At 70.3% G+C, this 24,335-nt stretch carries 26 protein-coding genes and 2 pseudogenes; 9 read left to right on the top strand and 19 right to left on the bottom strand.

Features of this window, described 5'->3' with window-relative positions; all coding sequences use genetic code 11:
• The first annotated feature begins 70 nt into the window (after nt 1-70).
• Nucleotides 71-934 carry a LysR substrate-binding domain-containing protein gene (locus ATK30_RS44135; RefSeq protein ID WP_101440579.1) on the top strand — a complete coding sequence of 288 codons (864 nt, stop codon included), beginning with the start codon at nt 71-73 and terminating at the stop codon, nt 932-934.
• Here ATK30_RS44135 and shbA read toward each other — a convergent pair.
• On the bottom strand, nt 911-1,591 hold the full coding sequence (gene shbA / locus ATK30_RS46770) for an RNA polymerase sigma factor ShbA (RefSeq protein WP_244194986.1): 681 nt from the start codon (nt 1,589-1,591) through the stop codon (nt 911-913). The genes ATK30_RS44135 and shbA overlap by 24 nt on opposite strands.
• Nucleotides 1,592-1,642: 51 nt before the next feature.
• Nucleotides 1,643-1,798, bottom strand: a pseudogene (locus ATK30_RS47040) (sigma factor-like helix-turn-helix DNA-binding protein); the annotation flags it as partial.
• 693 nt (nt 1,799-2,491) lie between these two features.
• On the opposite strand from ATK30_RS47040, the gene ATK30_RS44125 reads away from it, so the two are divergent.
• Nucleotides 2,492-2,761, top strand: a complete 270-nt coding sequence (locus tag ATK30_RS44125; protein WP_037812602.1) for a WhiB family transcriptional regulator — start codon at nt 2,492-2,494, stop codon at nt 2,759-2,761.
• A 133-nt stretch (nt 2,762-2,894) separates the two neighbouring features.
• Here ATK30_RS44125 and ATK30_RS44120 read toward each other — a convergent pair.
• Nucleotides 2,895-3,887: pseudogene (locus tag ATK30_RS44120) on the bottom strand (RNA polymerase subunit sigma-70); the annotation flags it as partial.
• Between the two features lie 99 nt (nt 3,888-3,986).
• Here ATK30_RS44120 and ATK30_RS44115 point away from each other — a divergent pair.
• Together ATK30_RS44115 and ATK30_RS44110 are read left to right on the top strand one after the other, a co-directional pair.
• The gene (locus ATK30_RS44115; RefSeq protein ID WP_101440576.1) at nt 3,987-4,730 is read left to right on the top strand and encodes an SDR family NAD(P)-dependent oxidoreductase; all 744 of its coding nucleotides are present in this window, start codon (nt 3,987-3,989) and stop codon (nt 4,728-4,730) included.
• Between the two features lie 158 nt (nt 4,731-4,888).
• Entirely contained in the window at nt 4,889-6,115 is a 1,227-nt protein-coding gene (locus tag ATK30_RS44110; protein WP_101440575.1) for an LCP family protein, read from the top strand.
• Nucleotides 6,116-6,302: 187 nt separating this feature from the next.
• Here the strand turns inward: ATK30_RS44110 and ATK30_RS44105 are convergent, their stop codons facing one another.
• The 4 genes from ATK30_RS44105 to ATK30_RS44095 are packed head-to-tail and all read right to left on the bottom strand — an operon-like array spanning nt 6,303 to nt 8,963.
• Nucleotides 6,303-7,664 (bottom strand): sensor histidine kinase, encoded by a 1,362-nt coding sequence (locus ATK30_RS44105; RefSeq protein ID WP_101440574.1) that lies wholly within the window; start codon nt 7,662-7,664, stop codon nt 6,303-6,305.
• The gene (locus ATK30_RS44100) at nt 7,661-8,341 is read right to left on the bottom strand and encodes a response regulator transcription factor (protein ID WP_101440573.1); all 681 of its coding nucleotides are present in this window, start codon (nt 8,339-8,341) and stop codon (nt 7,661-7,663) included. The genes ATK30_RS44105 and ATK30_RS44100 overlap by 4 nt, the downstream gene beginning before the upstream one ends.
• Before the next feature lie 50 nt (nt 8,342-8,391).
• Nucleotides 8,392-8,565, bottom strand: a complete 174-nt coding sequence (locus tag ATK30_RS45490; RefSeq protein WP_167442115.1) for a hypothetical protein — start codon at nt 8,563-8,565, stop codon at nt 8,392-8,394.
• A complete protein-coding gene (locus ATK30_RS44095; RefSeq protein ID WP_101440572.1) occupies nt 8,562-8,963 on the bottom strand; it encodes a hypothetical protein in 402 nt (133 codons plus the stop codon). Before ATK30_RS44095 ends, ATK30_RS45490 begins: the two co-directional genes overlap by 4 nt.
• Nucleotides 8,964-9,105: 142 nt before the next feature.
• Here ATK30_RS44095 and ATK30_RS44090 point away from each other — a divergent pair, with 142 nt between their 5' ends.
• Together ATK30_RS44090 and ATK30_RS44085 are read left to right on the top strand one after the other, a co-directional pair.
• Nucleotides 9,106-9,477: a winged helix-turn-helix transcriptional regulator gene (locus tag ATK30_RS44090; RefSeq protein WP_101440571.1), complete on the top strand. Its 372-nt coding sequence runs from the start codon at nt 9,106-9,108 to the stop codon at nt 9,475-9,477.
• Between the two features lie 330 nt (nt 9,478-9,807).
• Nucleotides 9,808-10,140: a hypothetical protein gene (locus tag ATK30_RS44085; RefSeq protein WP_143271492.1), complete on the top strand. Its 333-nt coding sequence runs from the start codon at nt 9,808-9,810 to the stop codon at nt 10,138-10,140.
• Between the two features lie 50 nt (nt 10,141-10,190).
• On the opposite strand, the gene ATK30_RS44080 is transcribed toward ATK30_RS44085, so the two are convergent.
• Entirely contained in the window at nt 10,191-10,958 is a 768-nt protein-coding gene (locus ATK30_RS44080) for an IclR family transcriptional regulator (protein WP_244194909.1), read from the bottom strand.
• A 157-nt stretch (nt 10,959-11,115) separates the two neighbouring features.
• Here ATK30_RS44080 and ATK30_RS44075 point away from each other — a divergent pair, with 157 nt between their 5' ends.
• On the top strand, nt 11,116-11,826 hold the full coding sequence (locus ATK30_RS44075; RefSeq protein ID WP_101440568.1) for a CoA transferase subunit A: 711 nt from the start codon (nt 11,116-11,118) through the stop codon (nt 11,824-11,826).
• Nucleotides 11,823-12,452, top strand: a complete 630-nt coding sequence (locus tag ATK30_RS44070; RefSeq protein ID WP_101440567.1) for a CoA transferase subunit B — start codon at nt 11,823-11,825, stop codon at nt 12,450-12,452. The genes ATK30_RS44075 and ATK30_RS44070 overlap by 4 nt, the downstream gene beginning before the upstream one ends.
• Nucleotides 12,453-12,765: 313 nt before the next feature.
• Here ATK30_RS44070 and fahA read toward each other — a convergent pair whose 3' ends face one another.
• From fahA to ATK30_RS44025, 9 genes are all read right to left on the bottom strand, one after another.
• On the bottom strand, nt 12,766-13,935 hold the full coding sequence (gene fahA, locus ATK30_RS44065; protein ID WP_101440566.1) for a fumarylacetoacetase: 1,170 nt from the start codon (nt 13,933-13,935) through the stop codon (nt 12,766-12,768).
• Nucleotides 13,932-14,789, bottom strand: a complete 858-nt coding sequence (locus ATK30_RS44060; protein WP_101441400.1) for a hypothetical protein — start codon at nt 14,787-14,789, stop codon at nt 13,932-13,934. Before ATK30_RS44060 ends, fahA begins: the two co-directional genes overlap by 4 nt.
• On the bottom strand, nt 14,756-15,955 hold the full coding sequence (locus ATK30_RS44055; RefSeq protein ID WP_101440565.1) for a homogentisate 1,2-dioxygenase: 1,200 nt from the start codon (nt 15,953-15,955) through the stop codon (nt 14,756-14,758). The genes ATK30_RS44060 and ATK30_RS44055 overlap by 34 nt, the downstream gene beginning before the upstream one ends.
• Before the next feature lie 159 nt (nt 15,956-16,114).
• Nucleotides 16,115-16,654: a MarR family winged helix-turn-helix transcriptional regulator gene (locus ATK30_RS44050; RefSeq protein WP_101441399.1), complete on the bottom strand. Its 540-nt coding sequence runs from the start codon at nt 16,652-16,654 to the stop codon at nt 16,115-16,117.
• Between the two features lie 43 nt (nt 16,655-16,697).
• Nucleotides 16,698-18,023, bottom strand: a complete 1,326-nt coding sequence (locus ATK30_RS44045) for an MFS transporter (RefSeq protein ID WP_101440564.1) — start codon at nt 18,021-18,023, stop codon at nt 16,698-16,700.
• A 38-nt stretch (nt 18,024-18,061) separates the two neighbouring features.
• Complete coding sequence (locus ATK30_RS44040; protein ID WP_101440563.1) at nt 18,062-19,465, bottom strand: FAD-dependent oxidoreductase; 1,404 nt, start codon at nt 19,463-19,465, stop codon at nt 18,062-18,064.
• Nucleotides 19,462-20,256: an SDR family NAD(P)-dependent oxidoreductase gene (locus tag ATK30_RS44035; RefSeq protein ID WP_101440562.1), complete on the bottom strand. Its 795-nt coding sequence runs from the start codon at nt 20,254-20,256 to the stop codon at nt 19,462-19,464. The genes ATK30_RS44040 and ATK30_RS44035 overlap by 4 nt, the downstream gene beginning before the upstream one ends.
• Nucleotides 20,249-21,082 carry an SDR family NAD(P)-dependent oxidoreductase gene (locus ATK30_RS44030; RefSeq protein ID WP_101440561.1) on the bottom strand — a complete coding sequence of 278 codons (834 nt, stop codon included), beginning with the start codon at nt 21,080-21,082 and terminating at the stop codon, nt 20,249-20,251. Before ATK30_RS44030 ends, ATK30_RS44035 begins: the two co-directional genes overlap by 8 nt.
• A gap of 23 nt (nt 21,083-21,105) precedes the next feature.
• A complete protein-coding gene (locus ATK30_RS44025; protein WP_101440560.1) occupies nt 21,106-21,525 on the bottom strand; it encodes a nuclear transport factor 2 family protein in 420 nt (139 codons plus the stop codon).
• Between the two features lie 118 nt (nt 21,526-21,643).
• Between ATK30_RS44025 and ATK30_RS44020 the strand changes: the two genes are divergently transcribed.
• Complete coding sequence (locus ATK30_RS44020; RefSeq protein ID WP_101440559.1) at nt 21,644-22,321, top strand: IclR family transcriptional regulator; 678 nt, start codon at nt 21,644-21,646, stop codon at nt 22,319-22,321.
• A gap of 65 nt (nt 22,322-22,386) precedes the next feature.
• On the opposite strand, the gene ATK30_RS44015 is transcribed toward ATK30_RS44020, so the two are convergent.
• Both ATK30_RS44015 and ATK30_RS44010 read right to left on the bottom strand, forming a co-directional pair.
• Complete coding sequence (locus tag ATK30_RS44015; protein ID WP_101440558.1) at nt 22,387-23,037, bottom strand: response regulator; 651 nt, start codon at nt 23,035-23,037, stop codon at nt 22,387-22,389.
• A complete protein-coding gene (locus ATK30_RS44010; protein WP_101440557.1) occupies nt 23,034-24,245 on the bottom strand; it encodes a sensor histidine kinase in 1,212 nt (403 codons plus the stop codon). The genes ATK30_RS44015 and ATK30_RS44010 overlap by 4 nt, the downstream gene beginning before the upstream one ends.
• Between the last annotated feature and the right edge of the window lie 90 nt (nt 24,246-24,335).

Genomic DNA, 24,335 nt, shown 5'->3' with positions numbered 1-24,335 from the left:
TCGCCGACGGTCATTCGGAACCCCGATTACTGTACTGACTGTCATTGTGAAAGCAGATAAGATGTGACGCATGCTGGATCCGCGGTTGTGCCGGTCTTTCCTTGCGGTGGCGGAAACTCGCAGCTTCACGGCGGCAGCGCGGCGGTTGGGTGTGGGGCAGCCCACAATCAGCCAGCACATCCGGCGGCTCGAGTCCGAGGCCGGCGGGCTGCTGTTCGCCCGGGACACGCACGCGGTCGACCTGACCGCGCGCGGGCAGGCGATGCTCGGTTTCGCACAGACCATTGTGGACACCGAGGAGCGCGCGGCGCGGCATTTCCGCGGCGCGCAGGTGCGCGGCCGGGTCCGGTTCGGAGTGTCGGAGGATTTCGCGCTCGGCGAGCTGCCGGAAATCCTGCGTCGGCTGCGGGAAAGCCATCCGCTGGTGGACGTCGAGCTGCACGTCGAACTGTCCGATGTGCTCGCTCGCCGGATCGCCGAAGGACGCCTCGACCTGGTGCTCGGCAAACGCCGCCCGGGTGCGCCCGGCCCGGGACGGCTGCTGCGCCGCGAACCGCTGGTGTGGATCGGCTCGGCGGCGACGGAACTCACCCCCGGCGACCCGGTGCCGCTGGTGCAGTACCCGATGCCGTCGGTCACCCGGCAGCTGGCGGTCGAAACGCTGGAGCGCGCCGGGCTGGAATGGCGCGCGGCCTGCCTGACGTCCAGCCTGACCGGCCTGCGCGCCGCGGCGGCCGCGGGGCTCGGGATCACGGTGCACGCCCGGAGCCTGGTGCCGTCCGACCTGGTCGAACTGCCCGCCGAGCTCGGCCTCCCGGACCCGGGCGACGTGGATTTCATCCTGCTCTCCCGGGACGCCAGCGAGGGGCCGGTCGCGGCGCTGGCGGAGTTCGTGGTGGCGCGGATCGGGTCAGCGTCGTCGTTCGAGAGCTGAGCGGAGCCGCAGCAGGGCGCGGTATTGCGCGACCCGGACCGCGCCCGGGGTGGAGCCGACCGCTTCAGCCGTTTCCTCGGCGGACAGTCCGACTACGACGCGCAGCAGCACGATCTCCCGCTGTCGCTCCGGCAACAACCGCAGCAGCTGAGCCAGCTGCCGGTTCAGCTCAGCGCGCAGTGCCCGTTCCTCCGGTCGGTCGGCGAGATCCGGCACCTCCGGCAATTCGGCCACCGTCTCGGTCCGGTTGCGCGCGTGCGCCCGGTGCGCGTCAGCCACCTTGTGCTGCGCGATCCCGTAAACGAAAGCGAGAAACGGCCGCCCCTGCTGCCGATAGCCGGGCAGCGCCGTCAGCAACGCCAGGCAGACTTCCTGCGCCACGTCGTCGGCCGAGGAGTACGCGTCGGCTCCGCCCAGTCGGGCCCGGCAGTAGCGCACGATCAGCGGCTGCACGGCGGCGAGCAGCTCCTGCGCCGCCTCCGGATCTCCCTCGATCGCGGCGCGCGCCGGGCCGTCCAAACTGAACCGGCCGGCCGGAACCCGCGGTGCGGCCACGACGGTCGCCTCGGTTTTCACCCGGGTCAACGCGTCCTCGACGTCGAGCGCCGAGCGCAACGCGTTGACCAGTGCGGCAGCGGCTTCGCGCAGTGCGGTCATCAGGGCCTCCTCGCGCCCGGCCAGGCCGAGCCGGTGTTTCAGCCGTTCCCGCGCGTGTCGCAGGTTCGAGCGGACTGTGGTGCCCGCCATGTCGAGCGCGGACGCGATCGCGGCGGGCGAGAACCCGTCGAGCGACCAGGTCAGCACCGTGCGCTGGGTCTCCGGCAGCGTCGAAAGCAGTTCGACCGCGCGCGCGTTCCGCTCCACGACCGACGCCAGCCGGTCGCCCGGCGGATCCGCCGGCGGGGCGCCGCCGTCGAACCACGTCTGCTCGGCGGCGAGCCGGACGGCGGTCAGCCGCACCGCCACGCGCGGGTCTCCCGGCGGCGGCCACGTCCCGGTTTCCTCGACGAACGCCTCCACCGCCACCTCGCGCGCGGTGCGCGGCCCGAGCCCGCCCGCGCACAGGAACGCCACGAGGCGAGGGAAATCGCCGCGGAAAAAGCCGTCGAACCCCGCCACGCGCACCCCCTCCCGATCCCGCACTTGTCGAACAGGTGCGGTGACGCGCCCGTGAGATGTAACGATCGGGTCACGGAACGAGGGTTAGGGTCGGGGCTGGCGGGTACCTGGGCCGGACGGGCAGTTCGCCCGGGCGCGCGGCGGAAGGGGGAAATGGCGCGCGGAAAAAGGAAAACCCGGGACCGGCGAGCGGCCGTGCGGAGGCGGTAGCACGTCCGGCGGCAACCGCGTCCGCGATGTGAGCTGAATCGAAATTTCGCGCGCGGGCGGTGATCGGTGGTAAGTTGGAAAGCCGGTCGTCCGCCGGGTCCTTCGCGGCCCGGGGCGGTTCGGCCGGAAAAGCCCACCGAACACCCTCCGAAGGCATGGCGCGTCCGTGCGCGCGGAGAAGTCGGTTGACCACGCTTCGACAATGAGGACAGGAGGTGAAAAGCAACAATGGAACTCACGGCCACCAGCTGGCTCGCCCGCGCGGCGTGCCAGGACGAGGACCCGGAACTGTTCTTCCCGATTTCCGACATGGGTCCCGGGGCGCAGCAGGTCGCGAAGGCCAAGGCGGTCTGCGCGCGATGCCCGGTCCGCGCGGAATGCCTTTCCTATGCTCTGGACAACGGTCTCGGCAACGGGATCTTCGGGGGAACCACCGAGCTGGAGCGCCGGAAGCTGGTGCGAACCGGCTCCGCCGCCGCACGGCATCGAGTCGCCTGACCGCGAGCCGGTGACCATTTCCCGGCGGCGAGGGCGCTAGCAGTTTCCCCCACCACGACCGGCACGAAGCCCGGAACTCGGTGGTTGCGCCCGGGCGGCGATCGCACACCAGCGATCGCCGCCCGGGCGTTCTTTATTCTTCGAACGTTTCGGCGAGTCCGTACGGCGCCAATGCCGCCGTTTCGAACGCGGCCATCGCCGTGACCAGTCCGTTTCGGACGGTGAGGACGCACACGCCGAAAGCGCGATAAACCGATTCGCCGGGCCCGCGCAGATATCCGGCGACGGCCGGCTGCCGGTTCGCGCGCACCGGCACCATCCGGAAACTGCCCCGGTAGTACGGCGACCGCGGATCGAAACTCGGCCCGAGCGCGGCGAGAATCCGGTCGCGGCTGTCGAACCACAACGAATACGGCGGCATCACCGCACGCGCGTCCTCGCTCAGCAGCGCGGCGACCGCTTGCACGTCCGCCGATTCGTAGGCGGCGATGAACTTCCGCAGCAGCGCCGTTTCCTCCGCGGTCGTGGTGTCCGGAGCGGACCACTCGGCGCGCCGGGCGGGCAGCTTGGTGCGCAACGTCTCCCGGCCCCGCTGCAGCGCGCTGTTCGCCGAGGCCACTGAAGTGCCCAGCAGTTCGGCAGTGTCCTTTGCGGACCAATCGAGCACGTCGCGCAGGATCAGCGCGGCACGCTGCCGAGGCGGGAGCAACTGGATGGTGGCGAGGAACGCCAGCTCGATGGTTTCCCGTTCGACGATGGCTGCGCCGGTGTCGTCCGGCGCCGCGGGGTCGAGCAGCAGATCGGGGAACGGCCCGAGCCACGGCACGTCCAGCGCGGAGATCTCGCCGGTCGGGTCGGCCGCCGGGCCTAGTTCGTCCGGCAGCGCCCGCCGCGGCCGCCGGGCGAGTGCGTCGAGGCACACGTTCGTGGCGATCCGGTACAACCACGTCCGCACGCTCGCGCGCCCGGCGAAGCCGCGGCGGCCTTTCCAGGCCCGGAGAAACGCCTCCTGCGTGAGGTCCTCGGCCTCCTCGAACGAACCGCTCATCCGGTAGCAGTGCACGCGGATCTCGCGCCGGTGCCGTTCGAGCAGGGTGCCGAACTCGTCGTCGCTGGTCACCCGGGCAACGGTAGCCCGCGAGCGGCAATTCCGGTTCTCGCCGACGCGAACACGCGCGACACCTCGTCCGCCCGCCCCGGGAACGGGCTGGCAGACTCACCCACCGTGAGCGGAACGGTGCTGGTGCTAGGCGGACGCAGCGAAATCGGGACGGCGGTGGCCGTCCGGCTGGCGCGCGGGGGCGCGCGGCGGTTCGTGCTCGCCGCGAGGCCGGGCGCGGACCTCGAAGAACAGACAGCTGCCCTGCGCGAGGCAGGCGCGGAGACCGTCGCGACCGAGGACTTCGACGCCGACGACCTCTCCGCGCACCGCCCGCTGCTCGATCGCGTCATCAAGGAGCACGGACCGCTCGAGACCGTCGTGCTGGCGTTCGGCATCCTCGGCGATCAGGCGCGCGCGGAGAGCGACGCGGCGCATGCCACCGCGATCGTGCACACCGATTACGTCGCTCAGGTATCGGTGCTCACTCACACGGCGGAACTGTTGCGTGCTCAGGGTTCCGGAAACCTGGTCGTCTTCTCGTCGGTCGCCGGGATCCGCGTGCGCCGGGCGAACTACGTGTACGGCTCGGCGAAAGCTGGCCTCGACGGGTTCGCTTCGGGACTTTCGGACGCTCTGCACGGCAGCGGCGTGCACCTGCTGCTCGTGCGCCCTGGCTTCGTGATCGGCCGGATGACCGAAGGAATGTCGCCCGCGCCGTTCTCCAGCACCGCCGACCAGGTCGCCGACGCGACAGTCGCCGCGTTGCGCCGTCGCCGGGAAGTGGTGTGGGTACCGGGCGTGTTGCGCTTGGTGTTCGCGGCGATGCGGTTCGTGCCGCGCGCGGTGTGGCGGCGGATGCCGCGCTGAACTCCCTGTGCCCGCAAGGACACCGGCTGTCGCCGCGCGCTCCGCCGAACGGGCAGCATCACATCTTCGCGACAGGTTTCTCAGGCTATTCCCAGCTAACGCGGCGATCCTCGAAAGGGAGGGTCGAAATCCGTCCCCGGGGAAGCGAGGAGCCGGCCGTGCTGATCACGTCCCGGGGCCGCCGGATCGGCGGCCGTGCGGTGCTGGGAGTGGTGTCCACCCTGGTGCTGGGCGCCACCGGATTCGCGTGGTCGCAACTGCACCGGCTGGACAACGGCCTCGTCACCGCCGACGTCATCGCGCCCTCGGCGCAGGTTCCGGACGCCTCGGCCGGGGAACCGCTCGCCGTCGCGCAGAACATCCTGCTGGTCGGTCTCGATTCGCGCACCAAACCGGACGGGACGCCGCTGCCGCAGAACGTGCTCGACGCGTTGCACGCGGGCGGGGGAGACGACGGCGGCAACACCACCGACACGATGATCGTGGTGCACATCCCGGCAGGCGGGGCGGCCGCCACCGCGATCTCGATCCCGCGAGACTCCTATGTGGACATTCCGGGATACGGCAAGCACAAGATCAATTCTGCGTACAGCCGGGCCCGCACCGATCAGCGGGGAAAGCTTGCCCAGCAAGGAATGAGCGGTCCGGCGCTGGAGGTGGCCGCGGACGCCGCCGGGGCGAAGTCGGCGATCGCCGCGGTGCAGGAGCTCACCGGGCTCCCCATCAACCACTACGCGGCGGTCAATCTCGCCGGGTTCGCCGCCCTGAGCCAGGCGGTCGGCGGAGTGCAGGTGTGCCTGAAAGCACCGGTGCACGATTCCTTCTCCGGCGCGGATTTCCCCGCCGGAGTGCAGACCATTTCGGGCACGCAGGCGCTGGCGTTCGTCCGGCAGCGGCACGGTCTTCCCAACGGCGACTTGGACCGGATCGCGCGGCAGCAGGCCTTCCTGTCGGCAATGGCGAAAACCGTCCTCGGCTCTGGCACCCTCACCGATCCGTCGCGGCTGTCGTCCCTTGTGGACGCTTTGGAAGCTTCGGTCACCCTCGACCAGGGCTGGAATCTGCTGAGCTTCGCCCAGCAATTGCACGGCCTCAGCTCGGGCGCGATCGCGTTCGGCACGATCCCGGTGCAGAGCCTGTCGCTGCCCACGCCGTCCGACGGGGACGCGGTGAAGGTGGACCCGGCGCAGGTGCGGCAATTCGTCCAGGCCCAGATCAGCTCGCCGGACGTCTCGGCTTCGGGAGGAACGCCCGACTCGGGCACGGTCCACCCGTCGTCGGGCGGCGGCGCGGTGCGCCCGATCGCGCAGACCACGACGCCGGCCCCGCCGTCGGGAACTCCGGCGCAGCCGAAGATGACGACCGCCAGCGGATGCGTGAACTAGGGCCCGAGCAGGTGGTCCCCGGCCGGATAAGCCCAGGCAGCCGGGCCGGGGGCGGATCTTGGTCGTTGCCCGGGCGGTAACGTCGGACCCCGACCGAGTCCTGCGGGGCAGGGCTCGTGCTCAGCGCGCAACGGCACGCTCGCCGGGCTGTTCCGCGCACGGAGTGGGCTGCGGCGCTGCTGCTCGCTTAGCCGGGCTGGGCCAGCGGGAGCGTGATCGTGAACGCCGCCCCGCCTTCCGGCGCCGATCCAGCGCTCAGCGTCCCGCCCATCCGCGTCACCAGCCCGTGCGCCAGTGCCAGCCCGATGCCGGACCCGACCGGGCGGCTGTCGCGGTACCGGGCGTTGAGCACGCCGCGTTCGAATGCCACCGGATAGTCCTCCGGCGCCAGGCCCGGGCCGCCGTCCCGGACCGACAGGTGTGCGCGGCCGTCCGCGACCACCAGGGCGAACACCATCGGCGCACCCGCGGGCGTGACGCGCAGGGCGTTCTCCGCCAGTCCGTCCACGACCTGGTGCAGCCGCCGGGCGTCGGCGGTGACCATGGCGGGTCCCGGGGGAGACTGCACGGTCAGCGGGACGTTCGAGCGGGCGCACCGCAGCTGCCACACCTCCGCGCAGTCCTTGACCAGCGCGGTCAGATCGAGGACGCCCAGGTCGAGCTGGAATTCGTCGGCGCCGAGGCGGGCGAGTTCCAGCAGATCGGACACGAGCCGTTCCAAGCGCTGAGCCTCGCGGTGGATCGTTTCCCCGGCGCGGCGGGCGTCCGGGCCTTCGGCGACCCCGTCGGCGATCGCCTCGGCGAAACCGGTCACCGCGGTCAGCGGGGTGCGAAGTTCGTGAGACACCGACAGCAAGAACTCTCGCTGCCGGGCTTCGCTGCGGGCCAGCGCGTCGGCGAGTTCGTTCAGCGAGCCCGCGACCTGCGCGACCTCGGCGGGGCCTTCGACCGGCACGCGGACGTCCCGGCGGCCCGCGCGGAGGCTGCCCGCGGCGGCGGCCGCACGGCGGAGCGGCCGGCCGAGCAGCCGTCCGGAAACGTATCCGGCGATCGCCGCGACCACGAGTCCGATGCCGAGAGCCAGAAGGATGTTGCGCACCAGCGCGTGCTGGGTCGCTTCGGCGCTGCGCACCGGCTGGACGAGCGCGAACGCGGCTTGCGGGCCGACCGGGCGCACTTCCACGAGGTAGTCGACATCGCCGATCGCGACCCTCGCCGAACGGTCCTGTCCGGACGTGAGCCCGGCCTGTTCCGCCGCGCGCACCGCGGTCGCCTGGCCGGAATTCTGGCCGCTGACCCGGTGCACGACGACCTCGATGCCCTGTCCGCGCACGACCGCCGCCACCTTGCCGATCGCGAGCCGGTTGCCGATGCCGGTGCCGTCGAGCTGCCCGGCGACGACGTCGGCCTGATCCCGCAACGACTGCTGCAGCACCGAATCCGCGGTGTTGCGCACCAGTTTGGAAGCGACCAGCCCGGCCACGAGCACCGCGATCCCGGCGACCGCCAGGCACACCACGGTGATCCGGAGCGCGAGCGTGCCTTTCATCCCGCGTCCGCCGCGTAGCCGATGCCCCGGACTGTCCGGATTGGACTGTCGTCGCCGAGTTTCGCCCGCAGCTGCGCGACATGCACGTCCACCGTGCGCGTCCCGGCCGCGGCGGCGTACCCCCAGACGGCGCTGAGCAGCTGATCGCGCGACAGCACCTGGCCGGGGTGGCGCAGCAGGTAAGCGAGCAGGTCGAACTCGGTGGACGTGAGCGTGACCTCCATCTCGCCCGCCCACGCGCGGCGGCCGGGCACGTCGATGCGCACGCCGCCGCAAGCGAGTGTCGTGGCCGGGCTGCCGGACGCGCGACGCAGCACAGTCCGTACGCGGGCGGCGAGTTCGCGGGGGCTGAACGGTTTGGTGAGGTAGTCGTCCGCGCCGATTTCGAGGCCCAGCAAGCGATCCAGCTCGTCGTCGCGGGCGGTCACGAACAGCACCGGCGTCCAGTCGCCCGCCGCGCGCAGCGCCCGGCAGATCTCGATGCCGTCCATTCCGGACAGTCCGATGTCGAGCACCACGGCGACCGGGCGCAACCGGCGGATCGCCGCGAGCGCCTTCGCGCCGTCGGGCTCGACCTCCACCCCGAACCCGTCGCGCCGCAGGTACAGCGCGGCGAGTTCGGCGATCGCGGCCTCGTCCTCCACGACGAGGACGAGGCCGCGGCCAGCTGACCCCATGCGGGCTCCCGTTCCTCCGGCCGGCTACGTCGGGGGAAACGGTACGCGGCTCACCGCTGCCCGTCGCCCGCCATGTCCGACTGGATCGAGTCCAGCGTGGACTGGATGCTGCTCAGATCGCCGTTCGACGCCGCCCCCGACGACGGCGTCGAACCGTTGTCGCACGCCGCGCAGCCGAGCCCCACGACGGCAGCCGCGGCAGCGACCGCGATCAGCCGCTTCACTTCGGCGCCTGACAGTGCGCCGCGGTGAACGCGTCGAGCTGCTTGGTCGCGTTCGCCAGCTCGCCGATCTGGCTCTGCCGCTTGTCCGCCCGCTTCTGCAGCCGGTCGGCCTGCGCGGTGCGGCCCTTCGTCCGGGCGTCGTTCGCGCGCGCCTTGAGATTCGCGACCGACCCGGAAACCTCCGGCCCGCCGTTGATCCGGTTGGTGAGGTTCTGGGCCTGCTTGCGCAGTTTCGGCACCCAGGCCGTGCACATCTGCTGCACTTCCTGCGGGCTCAGCGTGACCGGGGCCGGAGCCGGGGCCGGGGTCTGCGTGTCGGCGCTGGCGATCGGCGCGGCCACGAGCAGTCCGGCCGCGATCCCGCAACCCGCCAGTGCCAGCCGCTTCGTTCCTCGCATCGTTGTCGTCCTCCCGTGTCGGTGTCTCTGGGACCACGGTCGCGCGCCGGTGTACGAGCGGTGTGGGACGAATGTTCGGGTTCGGTAAAGCCCTCCAGTGCGGGAGAGTGTTACTCTCTTGCGGAGAGTGAGGAGGCCGCCGGTGCTGGGAAACCCATACGACCGCGACTGCCCGACCCGCCAGCTGCTCGACCGGATCGGCGACCAGTGGACGGTGCTGATCGTCGGAGCCCTGGTGGACGGCCCGCTGCGGTTCACCGAGATCGGCAAGCGCGTCGACGGGATCTCGCAGAAGGTCCTGACGCAAACGCTGCGCAGCCTGGTCCGCGACGGCATCCTGACCCGCACCGCGTACCCGGTGATCCCGCCGAAGGTCGAGTACGAGCTGACCCAGCTGGGCCGCAACCTCGCCGAACCGCTGGAACTGCTGGACCGGTGGGCACGCCAGAACATGGACCAGGTGAAGGCGGCACGAGCGGCTTACGACGCGGAGAACGCCGCCACCGCGTCGTGAGCGGCCGCTGTCGAGAACAGTTCGAATCTGCTGAGCGGGGCGGTTCGACGACCTGATCCGGCGGAGACCGGACGAACTGCTGGATAACCTGCTCGGCGTGAGCAACTGGCTGAGTGTAGTTGTCAGCGCTCTCGCGGCTCTTGCCGGAGCGTGGGGCCGCCAGTGGATCGCTGCGCGCCGCGACGATCGGAGATGGAACGCGAACTGCGCAGGGAAGACCTGCGATGGAGACGAGAGCTCGATCGGGAGCAGCTCGAACGGAGAGCCCACGCCTGCTTGGAATTCTTGACAGTGTCGCGGCGGCAACTCCGGGTCGTGAAAAAGATGCGGGTGGCACTCGTCAACGCAGCTGCCGGATCCGCGACCAGCCGCGAGGAAGTGGGCGACCGCGAGCAGGACGTCGAACTCGCGTACGCGGAGGTCGTGGAAACTGCGGTTTCCTTGGAGGTGCTTTGCCCTGCAGAAATCCACGAGCAAGTCGAAGTCGTGATCAAGAAGATCAGCGAGTTGTGGTCGGCTCTCTGGACGGCGTGGGCCGCTACTGAAGGCTCATCGCAAGACAACGTGCACGACGCTCTCGCCGACGCCGAGAAGGCAGAGTGGCGAGCCCGGAAGGCGCGCGGGGCTCTCGTCGAACTCGTGCGGGAGCACCTAGCCCGTTAACTCGCAGGCAGGCCCTGATTCTCAAACCGGACGAAGGGACCCCACGGCGCTCACGAGGGATGCCGAAGCAGGTTCGTCAACGTATGCGCCTCCTTGAGCAGCAACGCCCCCAGCTCAACCCGCCGCTCCGCCCGGAACCGTGACTCGACCCCCGTCAGCGTCAACGCCCACGCGGGCTCTCCGGCCGGGGTGAACACCGCCGTTGCCATTCCCCAGCTTCCTTCGACCACCAGTCCGGGATTGGTGGAGTACCCGTCCTCCCGCGTCCGCGCGACCCGGGCCCGCACCTCCTCCGCCCGGTGCGCCGGACCCCATTCCGCCGTCAGGTCCACTGTGGACAGATACTCCTCGACCTCCCGGTCCGGCAGCATCGCCAGCACCACCAGCCCGGCGGACACGACGCCCAGCGGGAACCTCGCGCCCTCGTACAGCACGAACGACCGGATCGGGAAGTCGCCGTCCTCGCGCAGCAGGCAGACCGTCTCGTTGCCGCGGCGGGCGGAGAAGAACGCGCTTTCCCCGGTGACCGTCGCCAGCCGGTGGACGCTCGCGCGCGCCTGGTGCGTCACGTCGTAGCGCGGGGCGGCCGCTTCGCCCAGCAGGTACAGCTCCGGGCCCAGGTACCAGCGGCCGCTTTGCCGGTCGCGGTCGACGTAGCCCTCGGCGGCCAGCGATGCGAGCAGGCGGTGCACCGTCGGCCGGGCCAGGCCGCACTGGCGCGCCAGTTGCGAGGTCGACGCTCCGTCGCGGTAGGTGGACAATGCGCGCAGGACCGCGGACACCCGTCCGACGACGTGGTCCGGAGGCGAGGTGGGCACGGGAACGAGGGTACGTCCGCTCAGTGGACGCATCGGGCGCGGGTGTTCGGTGCGCGAGAGGTTTGCCGGGGATCCCGGCGTGTCGGTTGACCCGTTTCGGCTGCGCTGGGTTGTATGCGGGAGCTGACCACTCACCGAACGAAGTGGAGAGGATGCCGTGCCGACGAAGTACCGCAGCGCCGCGGAGGCCCTCGACGGGCTGCTCGAGGACGGGCTGACGATCGCGGTCGGGGGCTTCGGCCTCACCGGGAACCCGAACGACCTCATCGAGGCGGTCCGGGACTCGGGCGTGCGCGATCTGACGATCGTCTCGAACAACATGGGAGTCGACGGGGCCGGGCTCGGCATTCTGCTCGAGAACCAGCAGGTGCGCCGCGTCATCGCGTCGTACGTGGGCGAGAACAAGCTGTTCGCGCAGCAGTACCTGGACGGGACCGTCGAGGTCGAGTTCACGCCGCAGGGGACGCTCGCCGAGCGGATGCGGGCCGGCGGCGCGGGGATCCCGGCCTTCTACACCAAGTCCGGGGTCGGAACGCCGATCGCCGAGGGCAAGCCGCACGCCGAGTTCGACGGGGTCACCTACGTGCAGGAACGGGCGATCGTCGCCGATCTGTCCCTGGTGCACGCGTACGTCGCGGACCCGGCGGGCAACCTGATCTACCGGTACGCCTCGCGGAACTTCAACCCGCTCGTCGCGACCTGCGGGAAGGTGACCGTCGCCGAGGCCGAGCAGGTTTCGGACGAATACCTCGATCCGGAGCGGATCATCACGCCGGGGATTTACGTCCAGCGGCTGATTCAGGCGGCTGAGCGGGAAAAGCAGATCGAAAAGCGGACGGTCCGCGTGCGTGAGGAGGCGTCGGCGTGAGCTGGAGTCGGGACGAAATGGCCACGCTCGGGGCGCGTGAGCTGCGGGACGGCGACTACGTGAACCTCGGCATCGGGATTCCCACTCAGGTGGCGAACCACATTCCGGACGGGGTGCAGGTGACCTTGCACAGCGAGAACGGAATTCTCGGGCTCGGGCCGTTCCCGTGGGAAGGCGAGGAAGACCCGGACCTGGTGAACGCGGGCAAGCAGACGGTCACCCTGCAGCCCGGGGCCAGTCTGTTCGATTCCGCGGAGTCCTTCGCGATGATTCGCGGCGGGCACATCGATCTGGCGTTGCTCGGGGCGTTGCAGGTGGGGGCCAACGGGGATCTGGCCAACTGGACCGTGCCCGGGGCTTTGGTCAAGGGGATGGGCGGGGCGATGGATTTGGTCGCCGGGGCTCGTCGGGTGGTGATCATTACCGATCACACCGCCAAGGACGGGACGCCCAAGATCGTCGAGAAATGCACTCTGCCGTTGACCGGGGCCGGAGTGGTGAACCGGATCATCACCAATCTGGCGGTGCTCGACGTGACTGAGGACGGGTTGAAGCTGGTGGAGCTCGCGCCTGGGGTGTCTCTGGAAGAGGTGCGGGAGAAGACTGGGGCGCCGATCGCGGGGTAGCTGCGGTGGGGTGTTCTGGAAGTGCTTCCGGGTGCCCTGAAGGTGCGGTGGGGCACCCCGAAGCTTGATGGTGACGACGGCGCGGGGGTGCTTGTCAAGGCGGGAAAGATGCCTTGACAAGCACCCCCGCGCCGCGTTGGGGCTTCGTATCGGGGTGCGGGGGTGGTGTGGGTGCCTCCGTGGGTCGGGTGCACTGGTCGCTGTGGCATCGGCACGGTGCACCCACCCGAACGCGGGGGTGAGTCTCGGGTCGTGAAGGGCTCCTTGAGGGAATCTGATTCCCTCAAGGAGCCCTTCACGGACGTTGAGCGGCCTACTGCGCGGGAAGGATGCGGCCCCGAACCTCGCCGAAGCCCAGTTTCGCCCCGCTGCTCGTCGTGGCTGTGCCGGTGATGGCGACCTCGTCGCCGTCCTGCAGGAAGGTGCGTTGCTCTCCGTTGACGGTCAGCGGGTCGCGGCCGCCCCAGGAGAGTTCCAGGAACGAGCCTCGTTCGGACGGTTCCTTGCCGGAGACCGTGCCGGAGCCGTAGAGGTCGCCGGTGCGGGCGGAGGCTCCGTTGACGGTCAGGTGGGCCAGCATCTGCGCCGGGGACCAGTACATCTCGCGGTACGGCGGGCGGGCCACCTCCTGGCCGTTCCATTCCACGACCAGGGTGATGTCCAGGCCCCACGGCGACGTTTCCCGCAGGTAGGGCAGCGGTTCCGGCGACGTCTGGCCGGGCAGCGGCACCCGCGCTTCGGCCAGCGCCAGGACCGGCACCACCCACGGCGAGATCGACGTCGCGAAGCTCTTGCCCAGGTTCGGGCCCAGCGGCACGTACTCCCAGGCCTGGATGTCGCGCGCGGACCAGTCGTTCAGCAGGACCGCGCCGAAAACGTGGCGAGGGAAGTCGTCCGGCGAGATGGGACTGTTGGGCGGGGTGCCCGCGCCGACGATGAAGCCCAGTTCCGCCTCGATGTCCAGGCGGGTGCTCGGGCCGAAGACCGGACCGTTCTCGCCCTTGCGCTGGCCGCTCGGGCGGACGACGTCGGTGCCGGACACGTACACCGTGCCGGAGCGGCCGTGGTAGCCGACCGGGAGGTGTTTCCAGTTGGGCAGCAACGGTTCCGCGTCCGGACGGAACAGCCGGCCGACGTTCGACGCGTGGTGTTCCGAGGCGTAGAAGTCCACGTAATCGGCGACTTCGACGGGCAGGTGCAGCTTGACGTCGGCGACCGCGTGCACGGCTTCGGCGGGCACGTCGCCGGTCACCAGCGTCTGCAGTCGCGTGCGGACCTCGACCCAGCGGTCGTAACCCTGCGCCATGAAGGCGTTCAGCGTCGGCTCGGCAAAAACTGCGTCGCCGAGCGCGATCGACAGGTCCAGCACGTGCTCGCCCACGCGCACGCCCACTCGGGGGCTGCCGTCGCCTGCCGAGAAGACGCCGTACGGCAGGTTTTCGACGCCGAAGGGCGAGCCGGCGGGGATGTCGAGCACGGTCATGCGGGGGCTCCGATCAGGCCTAGGTCTGTCAGTTCGGTGAGCGGGTCGGTGATGCTGCAGGTGCCGAACGAGGTGAACCGGGCACGGGCAGCGGCCAGCCGTTCCGGCGTCAGCGCACGGATCCGGTCGGCCACCGCGGCGGCATCGCGTTCGGCAAGCAGCCCAACGACTTCTTCGTCCCCGGCGTCGCGGTCGACCGCCTCGGCGGCCAGGAGCAGGTTGAGGAATCCGTGCTGTTCAAAGCCCGTCGCGGGATCGGTGTTGCGGATCGCGTGGTGCAGGCCCGCGGTCGCCTTGAACGGCACGCCCGCCTCGACGGTCGCACGGATCGCGGCCGCCAGTTCGGCTTCGTCCGGGTAATACTCGGCGGACGTGCCGCCGGTGCGGAACTTCGCCTTGTGCGGGGTGCCGGAAAGGGCTTGCAGCAACGGAACCCGGCGTTCGTCGCGCGGGATCTCCACGGCGACCGGAACCGGGCAACCGTCCACCGCGGACAGAAACTCGGCGACGCTCATTCCTTGCGGCACCGCGATTTCCAGCGATTCGACCGACACCGGCAGGCCGTCGACGGCTTTGAGCACGTCGGCGATCCCGCCCGGGCCGGCGGGCAGAGTCACGGTGAGCGGCAGCGGCGTTTCCCGACCGGCAACGACTTCGGCGAGTTCCGCCAGTCCGGACGCGGCGACCACCAGCGGGCCGACCATCGCGGCATAGGACGAGGAGGTGTGCCGATCGTGGGCGGCGACGGCGTCCGGCAGCGGCGCGAGGCCGGGCGGGAAGACCGCCGCGTCGTCGAGCAGGCCGCGGGTGAGTGCGTCGGTCACGACTGCGGTCCCCGTCCTGCCCAGGTCCAGGCGTAGCCGGGGTCGTCGCTCGCGTGGCCGCCCTCGCCGATCTCCAGCGGGCGGAACGTGTCGACCATGACGGCCAGTTCGTCGAAGAACTCCGCGCCGAGCGAGCGCTCCACCGCGCCAGGCTGCGGCCCGTGGCTGTGCCCGCCGGGGTGCAGGCTGATCGAACCCTGGCCGATGCCGGAGCCCTTGCGTGCCTCGTAGTTCCCGCCGCAGTAGAACATCACCTCGTCGGAGTCCACATTGGAGTGGTAGTACGGCACCGGGATCGCCAGCGGGTGGTAGTCGACCTTGCGCGGGACGAAGTTGCAGATGACGAAGTTGTTGCCCTCGAACACCTGGTGCACGGGCGGCGGCTGGTGCACGCGGCCGGTGATGGGCTCGAAGTCGGAGATGTTGAACGTGTACGGGTACAGGCAGCCGTCCCAGCCGACCACGTCGAACGGGTGCGTCGGGTACACGTACCGCGTGCCGACGACGCCGCGCGAGCCGCGGTGCTTCACCAGCACCTCGACATCGGTGCCCTCCGCGAGCAGCGGTTCGGCTGGACCGTGCAGATCGCGCTCGCAGTACGGCGCGTGCTCCAGCAGCTGGCCGTAACGCGAGAGGTAGCGCTTCGGCGGCGCGATGTGCGAGTTCGCCTCGATCACATAGGCGCGCAACGGTTCCGGGCCCTTCGGCACCCAGCGGTGCGTGGTGGCGCGGGGGAGGATGACGTAGTCGCCGGTGCGGGCGGGCAGCGCGCCGAACACCGTCTCGACGACCGCTTCGCCGGACTCGACGTACACGCATTCGTCGCCGATCGCGTTGCGGTACAACGGAGAAGCCTCGCCGGCGGCGACGTAGGAAATCCGCACGTCGCCGTTGCCGAGCACGAGCCGACGGTTGTTCACGACATCCGAGCTCTTCCATTCCTGGCCCGGGAACAGCGTGTGCAGCTTGAGGTGCAGCGGCTTGAGCGGCCGGTTCTCGGTGAGCGTCTGGTCCGGCAGCTCCCACGGCGTCGCGTCGACGATCGCGGACGGGATGCCGCGGTGGTAGAGCAGCGACGAGTCGGAGGAGAAGCCCTCCTCGCCCATCAGTTCCTCGGAGTAGAGCCCGCCTTCGGGCGTGCGGTGCTGGGTGTGCCGCTTAGGCGGGATGCTGCCCGCGCTGCGGTAGTAGGCCATGGGTCGCCTCCTCGGCGCGAAGTAATCAAAGTATGTACTATTTTCCGGCCAGCGTAGTCCCCCAGCCAAGCCGTGGGAAGGGCTGATGGGTTGTCCGTGAAGGGCTCCTTGAAGGAATCTGATTCTCTCAAGGAGCCCTTCACGGACAGTGGCGGCGGGTCAGCGGCGGGTGGCGAACCCGGCGCGGCCGGAGATGAGCTTGTCCAGCAGCATCACCAGCACGCGCTGCTCGGCCTCGGTGAGCACCTCGACCCACCCGGCCTCGCGCTCGTTCTGCGCCTCGAAGACCTCGAGCATCTCGGCGTGCCCGGCCTCGGTGAGCGACAGCCGCACCGAACGGCCGTCCGTCTCGCCCGGCGTCCGCGTCAGCAAACCCTCGCTGACCAGGGTTTTCGCCAGATTCGACACGGCTGCCCGGCTCATCCCGGTCAGCCGCGCGGCGGCGGACGGTTCGAGCGGTCCGGCCAGCCACACGACGAACAGCACCCGGAACGCCGACCACGACCGCCCGCGCGGCCGGTGCACGGCGGATTCGAGGTCGTAGGTGACCAGGTTCGACGCGCGGTTCAGCGTCAGCAGCACCTCGGTCGCGAGCTGGTGGCGGAACCCGAATTCTTCCGACAGCCTGCGGTTGGCCAGCGCGATGAACGACCAGAAGTCGAGCGAGTCCGGGTCCGGCGGCGCGGCGGGGTCCTGCATGACCAGCACTGTAGCCGCGCCGCCGGGATAGTCAAACTTGAAACTACTTCTTGGCGCGGGTGCCCGCGTCGCGCGGCACCTTCAGGAACGCCAGCATCACCGCCGCGACGACGAGACAGCCGATCGGGAAGTACAGCCCGACCGTCACGTCGGTCTCGGTGGCCGCGAGCCCGATCGCGTACGGCCCGAAGAACCCGCCGAGCGCGGCGATCGAGTTGATCGCGGCCAGGCCGACCGCCGTGTGCTCCTTCGACAGCACGCGCGCGGCCATCGCCCAGTACGGCGCGAGGTAGCCGAGCACGCCGATCGCCGCCAGCGAGAGGCTGATCAGCGACAACGCCGGTACGGTCTTGAACAGCATCGCGCCGAAGAACCCGATCGCCGCCACCAGCACGGTGCCGATCACGTGCCCCTTGCGCTCTCCGGTGCGGTCGGAGTTGCGAGCGAGCAGCAGCATGCCGATCGCGCCGACCACGTACGGGATCGCGCCGAGCAGGCCGATGTTGGTCGAGGAGTACTTCGGGTCGAGCTGCTTGACGATCAGCGGCAGGAAGAACGTCAGCCCGTACAGCCCGCAGGCGATGAAGAGGTTGGAAATCGCCAGCAGCAGGACCTTGCCGTCGCGCACCGCGCGCAGCTGGCCGAGGAACGTTTCCTTCTCCTCCGGCACGTACTCGCGGTCGATCTCGGCCTGCAGCCAGGAGCTCTCCTCGGCGGTCAGGAACTTCGCGTCGGCGGGCTTGTTCGGCAGGCAGAAGAAGGTCAGCAGGCCGATCAGCACGGCGGGCGCGCCCTGCAGGATGAACACCCACTGCCAGCTGCTCATGCCGAACCAGTGCACGTGGTCGAGGATCCAGCCGCCGAACAGGCTGCCGAGGATCAGCGCGATCGGCTGCGCGAGCGCGAGCGTCGCGATGGCCCGGCCGCGTTCCTTTCCGCGGAACCAGAAGGTCAAGTACAGCAGCAGCCCGGGGAACAGGCCGGCTTCGGCGATGCCGAGCAGGATCCGCGCGATCATCAGGTGCGTGACGCTCGCGACGAAGCCGGTCAGCACGGTCACGATGCCCCAGCTGACCGCGATCCGGCTGAGCCACAGCCGGGCCCCGACCTTCTTCATGATCATGTTGCTGGGGACCTCGAACACCACGTAGGCGAGGAAGAAGATCGCCGACGCGACGCCGAAGGTCGCGGCCGTGATGGTGAGCTCCTTGGCCATGCCGAGCTGGGCGTAGCCGATGTTCGCCCGGTCCATGTAGTTGAAGATGTAGAGCAGCAGGACGATCGGCATGACGCGGACGCCGACCTTGCGGACGGTTCGTCTGGCCAGCGGGGAATCCGCCGTGGTGGCGGCTGCGGCGGGGACGGACATGAGGTTCTCCTCGACGGTGAGCAGTAACTCTGTGGGGGTCAGGCGGCGGAGCGGCCGGCGATGCGGCCCATGGTGACGGCGTTGGCGACCGCGTTGCCGCCGCCGACGTAGCGGAAGCCGAGCACTCCGGCCCCGGCCTCGCCCGCGGCGAACAGCCCGGGCACGCGATCGCCGCGGACATCGAGCACCGCGGCGCTGGAGTCGATCTCCAGCCCGGCGTGCGTGCAGACCAGCTCGGCGGGCAGCGTGCGGGCGGCGAAAAACGGTCCGGTGGCGATTTTCGCCGGCGGTTCGGCGGCACCCTTGGCGGACAGCGTTTCGTGCCGCAGGAACTCCGGGTCCTCGCCGGTGGGGAGCTGGGCGTTCCATCTGTCCACAGTGGCCTGGAGGGCGTCGGCGGGCACGTTCATCTTGCCCGCGAGTTCTTCCAGGGTGCCGGCGCGCAGGGTGCGCCCGGCGTCCGCTTCGGACAGGACGTGGTCGGCGTTCCAGTGCGCGTAGCCCGGCGGGAGGTCGCGGCGCGCTCGGTCGTCGAAGACCATCCACACTGGACCGTCCTGTGCGGAAATGATGCCGCTGGACACCGCGTACGACGCGTCCTCGTCCATGAACCGGCGGCCGTGCGCGTTGACCAGCACGCGCGAGCGCGGCGGGAAACCCGACTGCCAGTGGTGCAGGCGCTGGAAATACGCGGTCGGCAGCAGCAATCCCCAGCCCTCGCCGGTGATCGAGGCGGACACCTGCTCGCCGAATGCGAAGTGGTCGCCTCGGGAGCCGGGCGCGGCGACGACGAACAGGTCCTCGCCGGCCGTGTCCGCGTCCGGGTAGTACCGCGAGCGCAGAGCGGGATCCTGAGCGAATCCGCCGCTGGTCACGATCACCGAGTTCGCCCGCACCTCGATGCCGTCGGCGACCACGCCGGCGACCCGGCCGTCCTCCACGAGCAGCCGTTCGACGCGGGTGTTCAGCACCGCTTCGGCGCCGGCCTTGCGGCGCGCGCGGTCGAGCACCTGGACGAGGCCGTAGCCTTGGTCCTTCGGCACGTGCCCGCGCCAGACGTCCTCGACGCCCGCGCGGGTCAGGCCCGGCGTGTGCGCGTCGTGCGACACCTTCGCCGGGATCTCCGCGCCGAGCCCGATCAGCCATTCGACGGCGGGCCCGGCTTCGCGGCAGAAAGTCTTGAGCAGACCGGGTTTCAGCTGCCACTGGTTGAGGTCGAGGTAATGCTGGAAGAACCGTTCCGGCGTGTCCTCGATGCCCAGTTCCCGTTGGACGCTCGTACCGGCCGCGGTGAGCATGCCCGCGGACAGCTGGGTCGAGCCGCCGAGTTCCTTCTCCGCCTCGAACAGCAGCACCGAGGCACCGTGTTCGGCCGCGGACACCGCTGCGGCCAACCCCGCGCCACCCCCGCCGATCACCACGACGTCAGCGTCGACGCTCATCCCAGATCACCTCCGGTTTCAGCGAGAATGCGGTGGTAGAGACCGTTGGAGACGAGACCGCCGTCCACGGTGACCTCGCTTCCGGTCAGATAGGTGGACCGGTCCGACAGCAGGAACAGCACCGCGTCGGTGATTTCCCGGGGGTCGGCCATCCTTCCGGCGGGCACACTGTCCACAGCGGACTTGACGAACGCGTCCGCTCCGGCCAGGAGTCCGGTGTCGACCAGTCCGGGATGGACGGAGTTGACCCGGATCCGCCACTTCGCGAAATTGCCCGCGGCGGACTTCGACAGTCCGGTCAGTCCCCATTTGCTCGCCGAGTAGGCGGGGGAGAAGTAGCCGATCTGGCCGGAGATCGACGAGATGTTCACGATCGAACCGCCGCCCGAATCCCGCATCAGCGGCGCGGCCGCGCGCATTCCGTGGAACGGTCCGGACAGGTTCACCGCCAGTACGCGGTCCCAGACTTCCTCGGTGGTGTCTTGGAATTCCAGCCGCCGCGAGATCCCTGCGTTGTTCACGAGCCCGCCGAGCGAACCGTGCTCGGCGCGGATCCGGTCGAGCACGCGAGTCCACTGTGCTGGTTCGACTACGTCCATGGTGTACGGCGTGGCCGCGCCTCCTGCCGCGCGGATCTCGTCCGCGATGTGGTCTGCACCGGCGAAATCCGCGACGCAGACGTGCACGCCGCGTTCGCCGAGTGCGCGGGCGTGCTGTGCGCCCATCCCGTTCGCCGCGCCCGTCACGAGCACGACGTCCGGGTAGCGCACGGCTTCGGTGGCGTCAGACATGCCGGGAGCCGCCGTCGACCGCGAGGCTGTGCCCGGTCACGTAGCGCGAGCTGTCCGAAAGCAGGAACAGCAGCACGCTGCAGACCTCTTCCGGCGAGCCGATCCGGTGCAGCGGCACCGCGTCGAGCGCTTTCGCCAGCGCGGGCGCGTCGTCCTGGATCCAGCGCGTCATTTCGGTGTCGATGTAGCCCGGGGCGATGGCGTTGACCCGGATGCCCTGGTCGCCGAGTTCCACCGCGAGCGATTCGGTGAGGTGTGCGACGGCCGCCTTCGAGCTGCAGTACGCCGCGCGGCCCTTGCGCACGCGGACCGCGGACACCGACGCCATGTTGACGATCGCGCTGCCCGGTTCCATCCGCGCGGCCGCGGCCTGCGCGCCGAACAGCACGCCCTCGACGTTCACCGAAAGCGTCGACCGGATCTGTTCCGGGGTGATGTCGGGAACCTCGGCGTACGGGAAGATTCCGGCGTTGTTGACCCAGAAGTCGATGCGCCCGAACTCGTCGATCGCGCGCTGGGCGAGCGCGACGTGGTCCTCGGCGCGGGTGACGTCCAAAGCGGACGCGACGATCCGGCCCGGTTTGTCCTCAAGGGACTCGGCGGCCAGTGCGTCGGTCAGTTCGCCGGCCGTGGCGGTCATCGCGGCGGCGTCGAGATCGCCGCCCACCACGTGCACCCCGCGGGTGGCGAGACCGGCGGCGAACCGCGCGCCCATGCCGCGGGCCGCGCCGGTGACCACGGCGACCTTGCCCGGCATCTCCGGGTAGCGCGCGGTCGCTGGCTGGTGCAGCACCCGGCCGGGGCCGGTGGGCTCGAGAGTGGTCATCTGGGTTTTCTCCTCGTTGTTTTTCAGGGCTCGCGGTGCACGGTGCGGCGGCGCACGCGCCAGCCGCCGGTGGTGCGCACGAGTTCGTCGTCCAGCACGGTGAGCCGGTGCAGCCGGGGCGAGCCGCCTTCCGGCGTCCCGACGATCTGCAGATAGGCGAGCGCTCGCAAGGCATCCGCGGTCTGTCCGGATCGGACCTCCACTGTGGACACCACGTGCCGCAGCCGTTCGCCCGACTCCGCGCACCCGGCGTGGAACCGTTCGGCGAACGCGGTCAGCGCGGCGGTCCCGACCGCGGGTTCCGGATAACTGGGCGACACGAACTCCCCGTCCGGGGTGAACGTGGCGGCCCAGCGCGCGGCCTGCCCGGAGTCGATGGCGTGGCTCTGGCGGCCGTAGAGCTGATGCACCGCCAGCACGTCCTCGATCGGGACTTCGCTCATTTCCGGTACCTCGATCCGCGGGGGAGTTGCCTCGAGCGGCAAACGTGCTATATTCGCACGCACCGTGCGATATGAAGGAACAGTAGGTCGCCGGACAAGCTGTCGTCAAGGGAGTCGTGTGTCCGAATCGGGGACGTCGAAGACGCTGAGCCACGGGCTTCAGGTGCTGGAGCTGCTGGTGGAGCATCCGCAGGGGCTCACGCTGACCGAGATCGCCGAGGGAATCGGCGTGCACCGCACGGTCGCGCACCGGCTCGTGCGCACGCTCGAGGCGCACCACCTCTGCCGGCGCGACCGGTTCAAGCGGATCTCGCTCGGCACCGGTCTCGTGCGCCTGGCCGAGCCGGTGGAACAGGACCTGCGCACGCTCGCGCGCCCGGTGCTGGAGGAGCTGTCGGACGCCGGCCGCGCGTCGGCGCACCTGGTCGTCCGCGAAAACGCCGAACAGGTGCGGATGCTGATGATCGTGGAGCCGCGGCAGGCGCGGATGCACGTGTCGTTCCGCAGCGGCCAGGTGGACCCGATCGGCCGCGGGTCGGCCGGGCTCGCGCTGCTTTCGGCGGAGCCGCCGGTGGAGGGCGAACGCGAGGAGATCGCCCGCGCCCGGACCCGGGGCTACGCGGTGTCGGTCGGGGAAATCGCGCCGGGGATCACCGGCATTTCCGCGGTGGTGCCGACCGGCCGCGACACCCCGGGCACGGCCATCGGGCTGTCGTTGTTCGAGGCCCCGGACCCGGACGAACTGGGCCGGTTGGTGGTGGCGTCGGCGCAGCGGCTGGGCTCGCTGCTGAAGTGACTACCGCTGGGCTCGTGAGTGTTGATCCCGGTGAGAACCGGGATCAACACTCACGAGCCCCGGGACTAGCGGCCGACGAGCCCGGCTTCGTGCGCGAGCAGCCCGGCCTGCGTCCGGTTCGTGCAGCCGAGCTTCACCAGCATCCGCGACACGTAGCTCTTCACCGTCGCCTCCGCCAGATGCAACCTGCCCGCGATGTCCGCATTGGACAGTCCTTCTCCCAGGCAGGCCAACACTTCCCGCTCCCGCTCCGTCAACCCGGCGGTCCGGCGGCGGGCTTCGTCGTCGCGGCGGTGGCCGTCCGACGACAGCGCGACCAGCCGGCGCGCGGCCGAAGGCGACAACACGGTGTGGCCGTCCGCGGCCACGCGCACCAGGCCGATCAGGTCTTCCGGAGGCGTCGACTTCACCAGGAACCCGGCCGCGCCCGCGCGCAGCGCACGGATGACGTAGGTGTCCGCGTCGAACGTCGTCAGCGCCACAACCGCGGGCGGGTCCGGCAGCGCGCAGATCCGCTCGATCGCGGCCAGCCCGTCCACGCCGGGCATCCGCAGGTCCATCAGCACCACCGAAGGCCGGTGCCGGACCACTTCCTCGACCGCCTCGGCGCCGTCCCGCGCCTGCGCGACGACCTCGATGTCGCCGGCCGAACCGAGGATCGTGCGCAGATGCGCGCACACCATCGGCTCGTCGTCGGCCACCACGACCGTGATCACCGGGCAGCACCTTCCGTGGTCGGGACGTAGGCGGGCAGTATCGCACCGATCTTGAACCCGCCGCCGGGCACGGGCCCCGCCTCGAAGGTGCCGCCGACGAGCTCGACCCGCTGGCGCAGCCCGCTCAGCCCCGCGCCGGAGCCGCTGCCCGCGAGCGCCGCGTCCGGCGGCCGGGTCGCGCTGGTGTTCACGACCGCCACGTCCAGCCCTTCCGGGTGGTAGCGCAGCGAAACCGTCGCCGAGCAGCCGGGCGCGTGCTTGCGGATGTTCGTCAGCGCCTCCTGCACCACGCGATACGCGGTGCGCGCGACGGTCGGCGACACCGAAGTCCGGTCTCCGGTCACGGCGAGCTCGGTCGCGATGCCGACCGCCGCCGATTCGGCCACCAGGTCCGCCACCTCGCCGGGCAGCGGCGGATTCGGCACCGGCGGTTCGATCCCGGTGCCGTTCCGCAGCACGCCGACCAGGTCGCGCAACTCGTCCAGCGCGTGCGCGCCCTCGCGCCGGATGTCCTCGGCCGCCGACTTCACCGACGGATCCGGCGACGTCACGCCGAGCGCGCCCGCGTGCAGCACCATCAGGCTCAACCGGTGCGTGACGACGTCGTGCATCTCGCTGGCCAGCCGCCGTCGTTCCGCCGCCAGCGCCTGTTCGGCGAGCAGATGCTGCTCGCGTTCCGCCCGTTCGGCCCGATCGCGCAGCGAACTCAGCAGCTGTCGCCGAGCCTCGAAATACAGCGCAACGGCCACCGGAAGCGCGGTGCTCAGCAGCCCGAACGGCGTCGTGTTCCACGCCGGGTTCCACGGCCGCGTCGCGAGCAGCGCCAGGAATCCGGCGATCCACAGCAATCGTCGCCGGTCCAGTTGCCGGACGAGCTGCGCCAGCACGATCGGCGTGATCGTCGGGACGGTCATCAGCGTCGGCTGGTGGGTGGGCACGAGCAAGCCGGGGGAGAAGAGGTCGGACGCCAGCATCGCCAGCGAGGCCGCGATCAGCAGACCGGCCACGCCGTTCGGGAAGCGTGCCAGAAGAAGGAGCGACGCGTCGCAGACGAGCTCCAGGACCAGCGTCGCGTACGGGCCGAGGAAGCCGGTGGTGGGCTCGGAGGCGAGGAAAAGCCCGAAGTCGAGGCAGCCGAACGCGAGCGCGGCGCCGACCAGCCAGAGCCAATCGGTCGACCGCGGCCAGGAACGGCGCGTGCTGGTCACCCGGCCACGGTATCCGGTCGCCGGTCCGCCCGCGCCGGATCCGCACCGCCCGGATGCCGGGTTGCCGCCGAAAGTTGCGGACCCGCCGCG

It is taken from the genome of Amycolatopsis echigonensis (assembly GCF_002846615.1).
In the GTDB taxonomy this organism is placed as follows: domain Bacteria; phylum Actinomycetota; class Actinomycetes; order Mycobacteriales; family Pseudonocardiaceae; genus Amycolatopsis; species Amycolatopsis echigonensis.
This window is presented reverse-complemented; position numbering and strand designations above follow the sequence as displayed.

What these genes read in the sequence shown, in the direction of transcription:
- ATK30_RS44135 (WP_101440579.1), top strand. Translation starts at nt 71, where the DNA reads ATGCTGGATCCGCGGTTGTGCCGGTCTTTCCTTGCGGTGGCGGAAACT.
- shbA (WP_244194986.1), bottom strand. Translation starts at nt 1,591, where the DNA reads ATGACCGCACTGCGCGAAGCCGCTGCCGCACTGGTCAACGCGTTGCGC.
- ATK30_RS44125 (WP_037812602.1), top strand. Translation starts at nt 2,492, where the DNA reads ATGGAACTCACGGCCACCAGCTGGCTCGCCCGCGCGGCGTGCCAGGAC.
- ATK30_RS44105 (WP_101440574.1), bottom strand. Translation starts at nt 7,664, where the DNA reads ATGAAAGGCACGCTCGCGCTCCGGATCACCGTGGTGTGCCTGGCGGTC.
- ATK30_RS44100 (WP_101440573.1), bottom strand. Translation starts at nt 8,341, where the DNA reads ATGGGGTCAGCTGGCCGCGGCCTCGTCCTCGTCGTGGAGGACGAGGCC.
- ATK30_RS44095 (WP_101440572.1), bottom strand. Translation starts at nt 8,963, where the DNA reads ATGCGAGGAACGAAGCGGCTGGCACTGGCGGGTTGCGGGATCGCGGCC.
- fahA (WP_101440566.1), bottom strand. Translation starts at nt 13,935, where the DNA reads ATGACCGTGCTCGACATCCCCGCCGGCTCGCCCTTCGGCGTCGAAAAC.
- ATK30_RS44055 (WP_101440565.1), bottom strand. Translation starts at nt 15,955, where the DNA reads ATGGCCTACTACCGCAGCGCGGGCAGCATCCCGCCTAAGCGGCACACC.
- ATK30_RS44050 (WP_101441399.1), bottom strand. Translation starts at nt 16,654, where the DNA reads ATGCAGGACCCCGCCGCGCCGCCGGACCCGGACTCGCTCGACTTCTGG.
- ATK30_RS44045 (WP_101440564.1), bottom strand. Translation starts at nt 18,023, where the DNA reads ATGTCCGTCCCCGCCGCAGCCGCCACCACGGCGGATTCCCCGCTGGCC.
- ATK30_RS44040 (WP_101440563.1), bottom strand. Translation starts at nt 19,465, where the DNA reads ATGAGCGTCGACGCTGACGTCGTGGTGATCGGCGGGGGTGGCGCGGGG.
- ATK30_RS44035 (WP_101440562.1), bottom strand. Translation starts at nt 20,256, where the DNA reads ATGTCTGACGCCACCGAAGCCGTGCGCTACCCGGACGTCGTGCTCGTG.
- ATK30_RS44030 (WP_101440561.1), bottom strand. Translation starts at nt 21,082, where the DNA reads ATGACCACTCTCGAGCCCACCGGCCCCGGCCGGGTGCTGCACCAGCCA.
- ATK30_RS44025 (WP_101440560.1), bottom strand. Translation starts at nt 21,525, where the DNA reads ATGAGCGAAGTCCCGATCGAGGACGTGCTGGCGGTGCATCAGCTCTAC.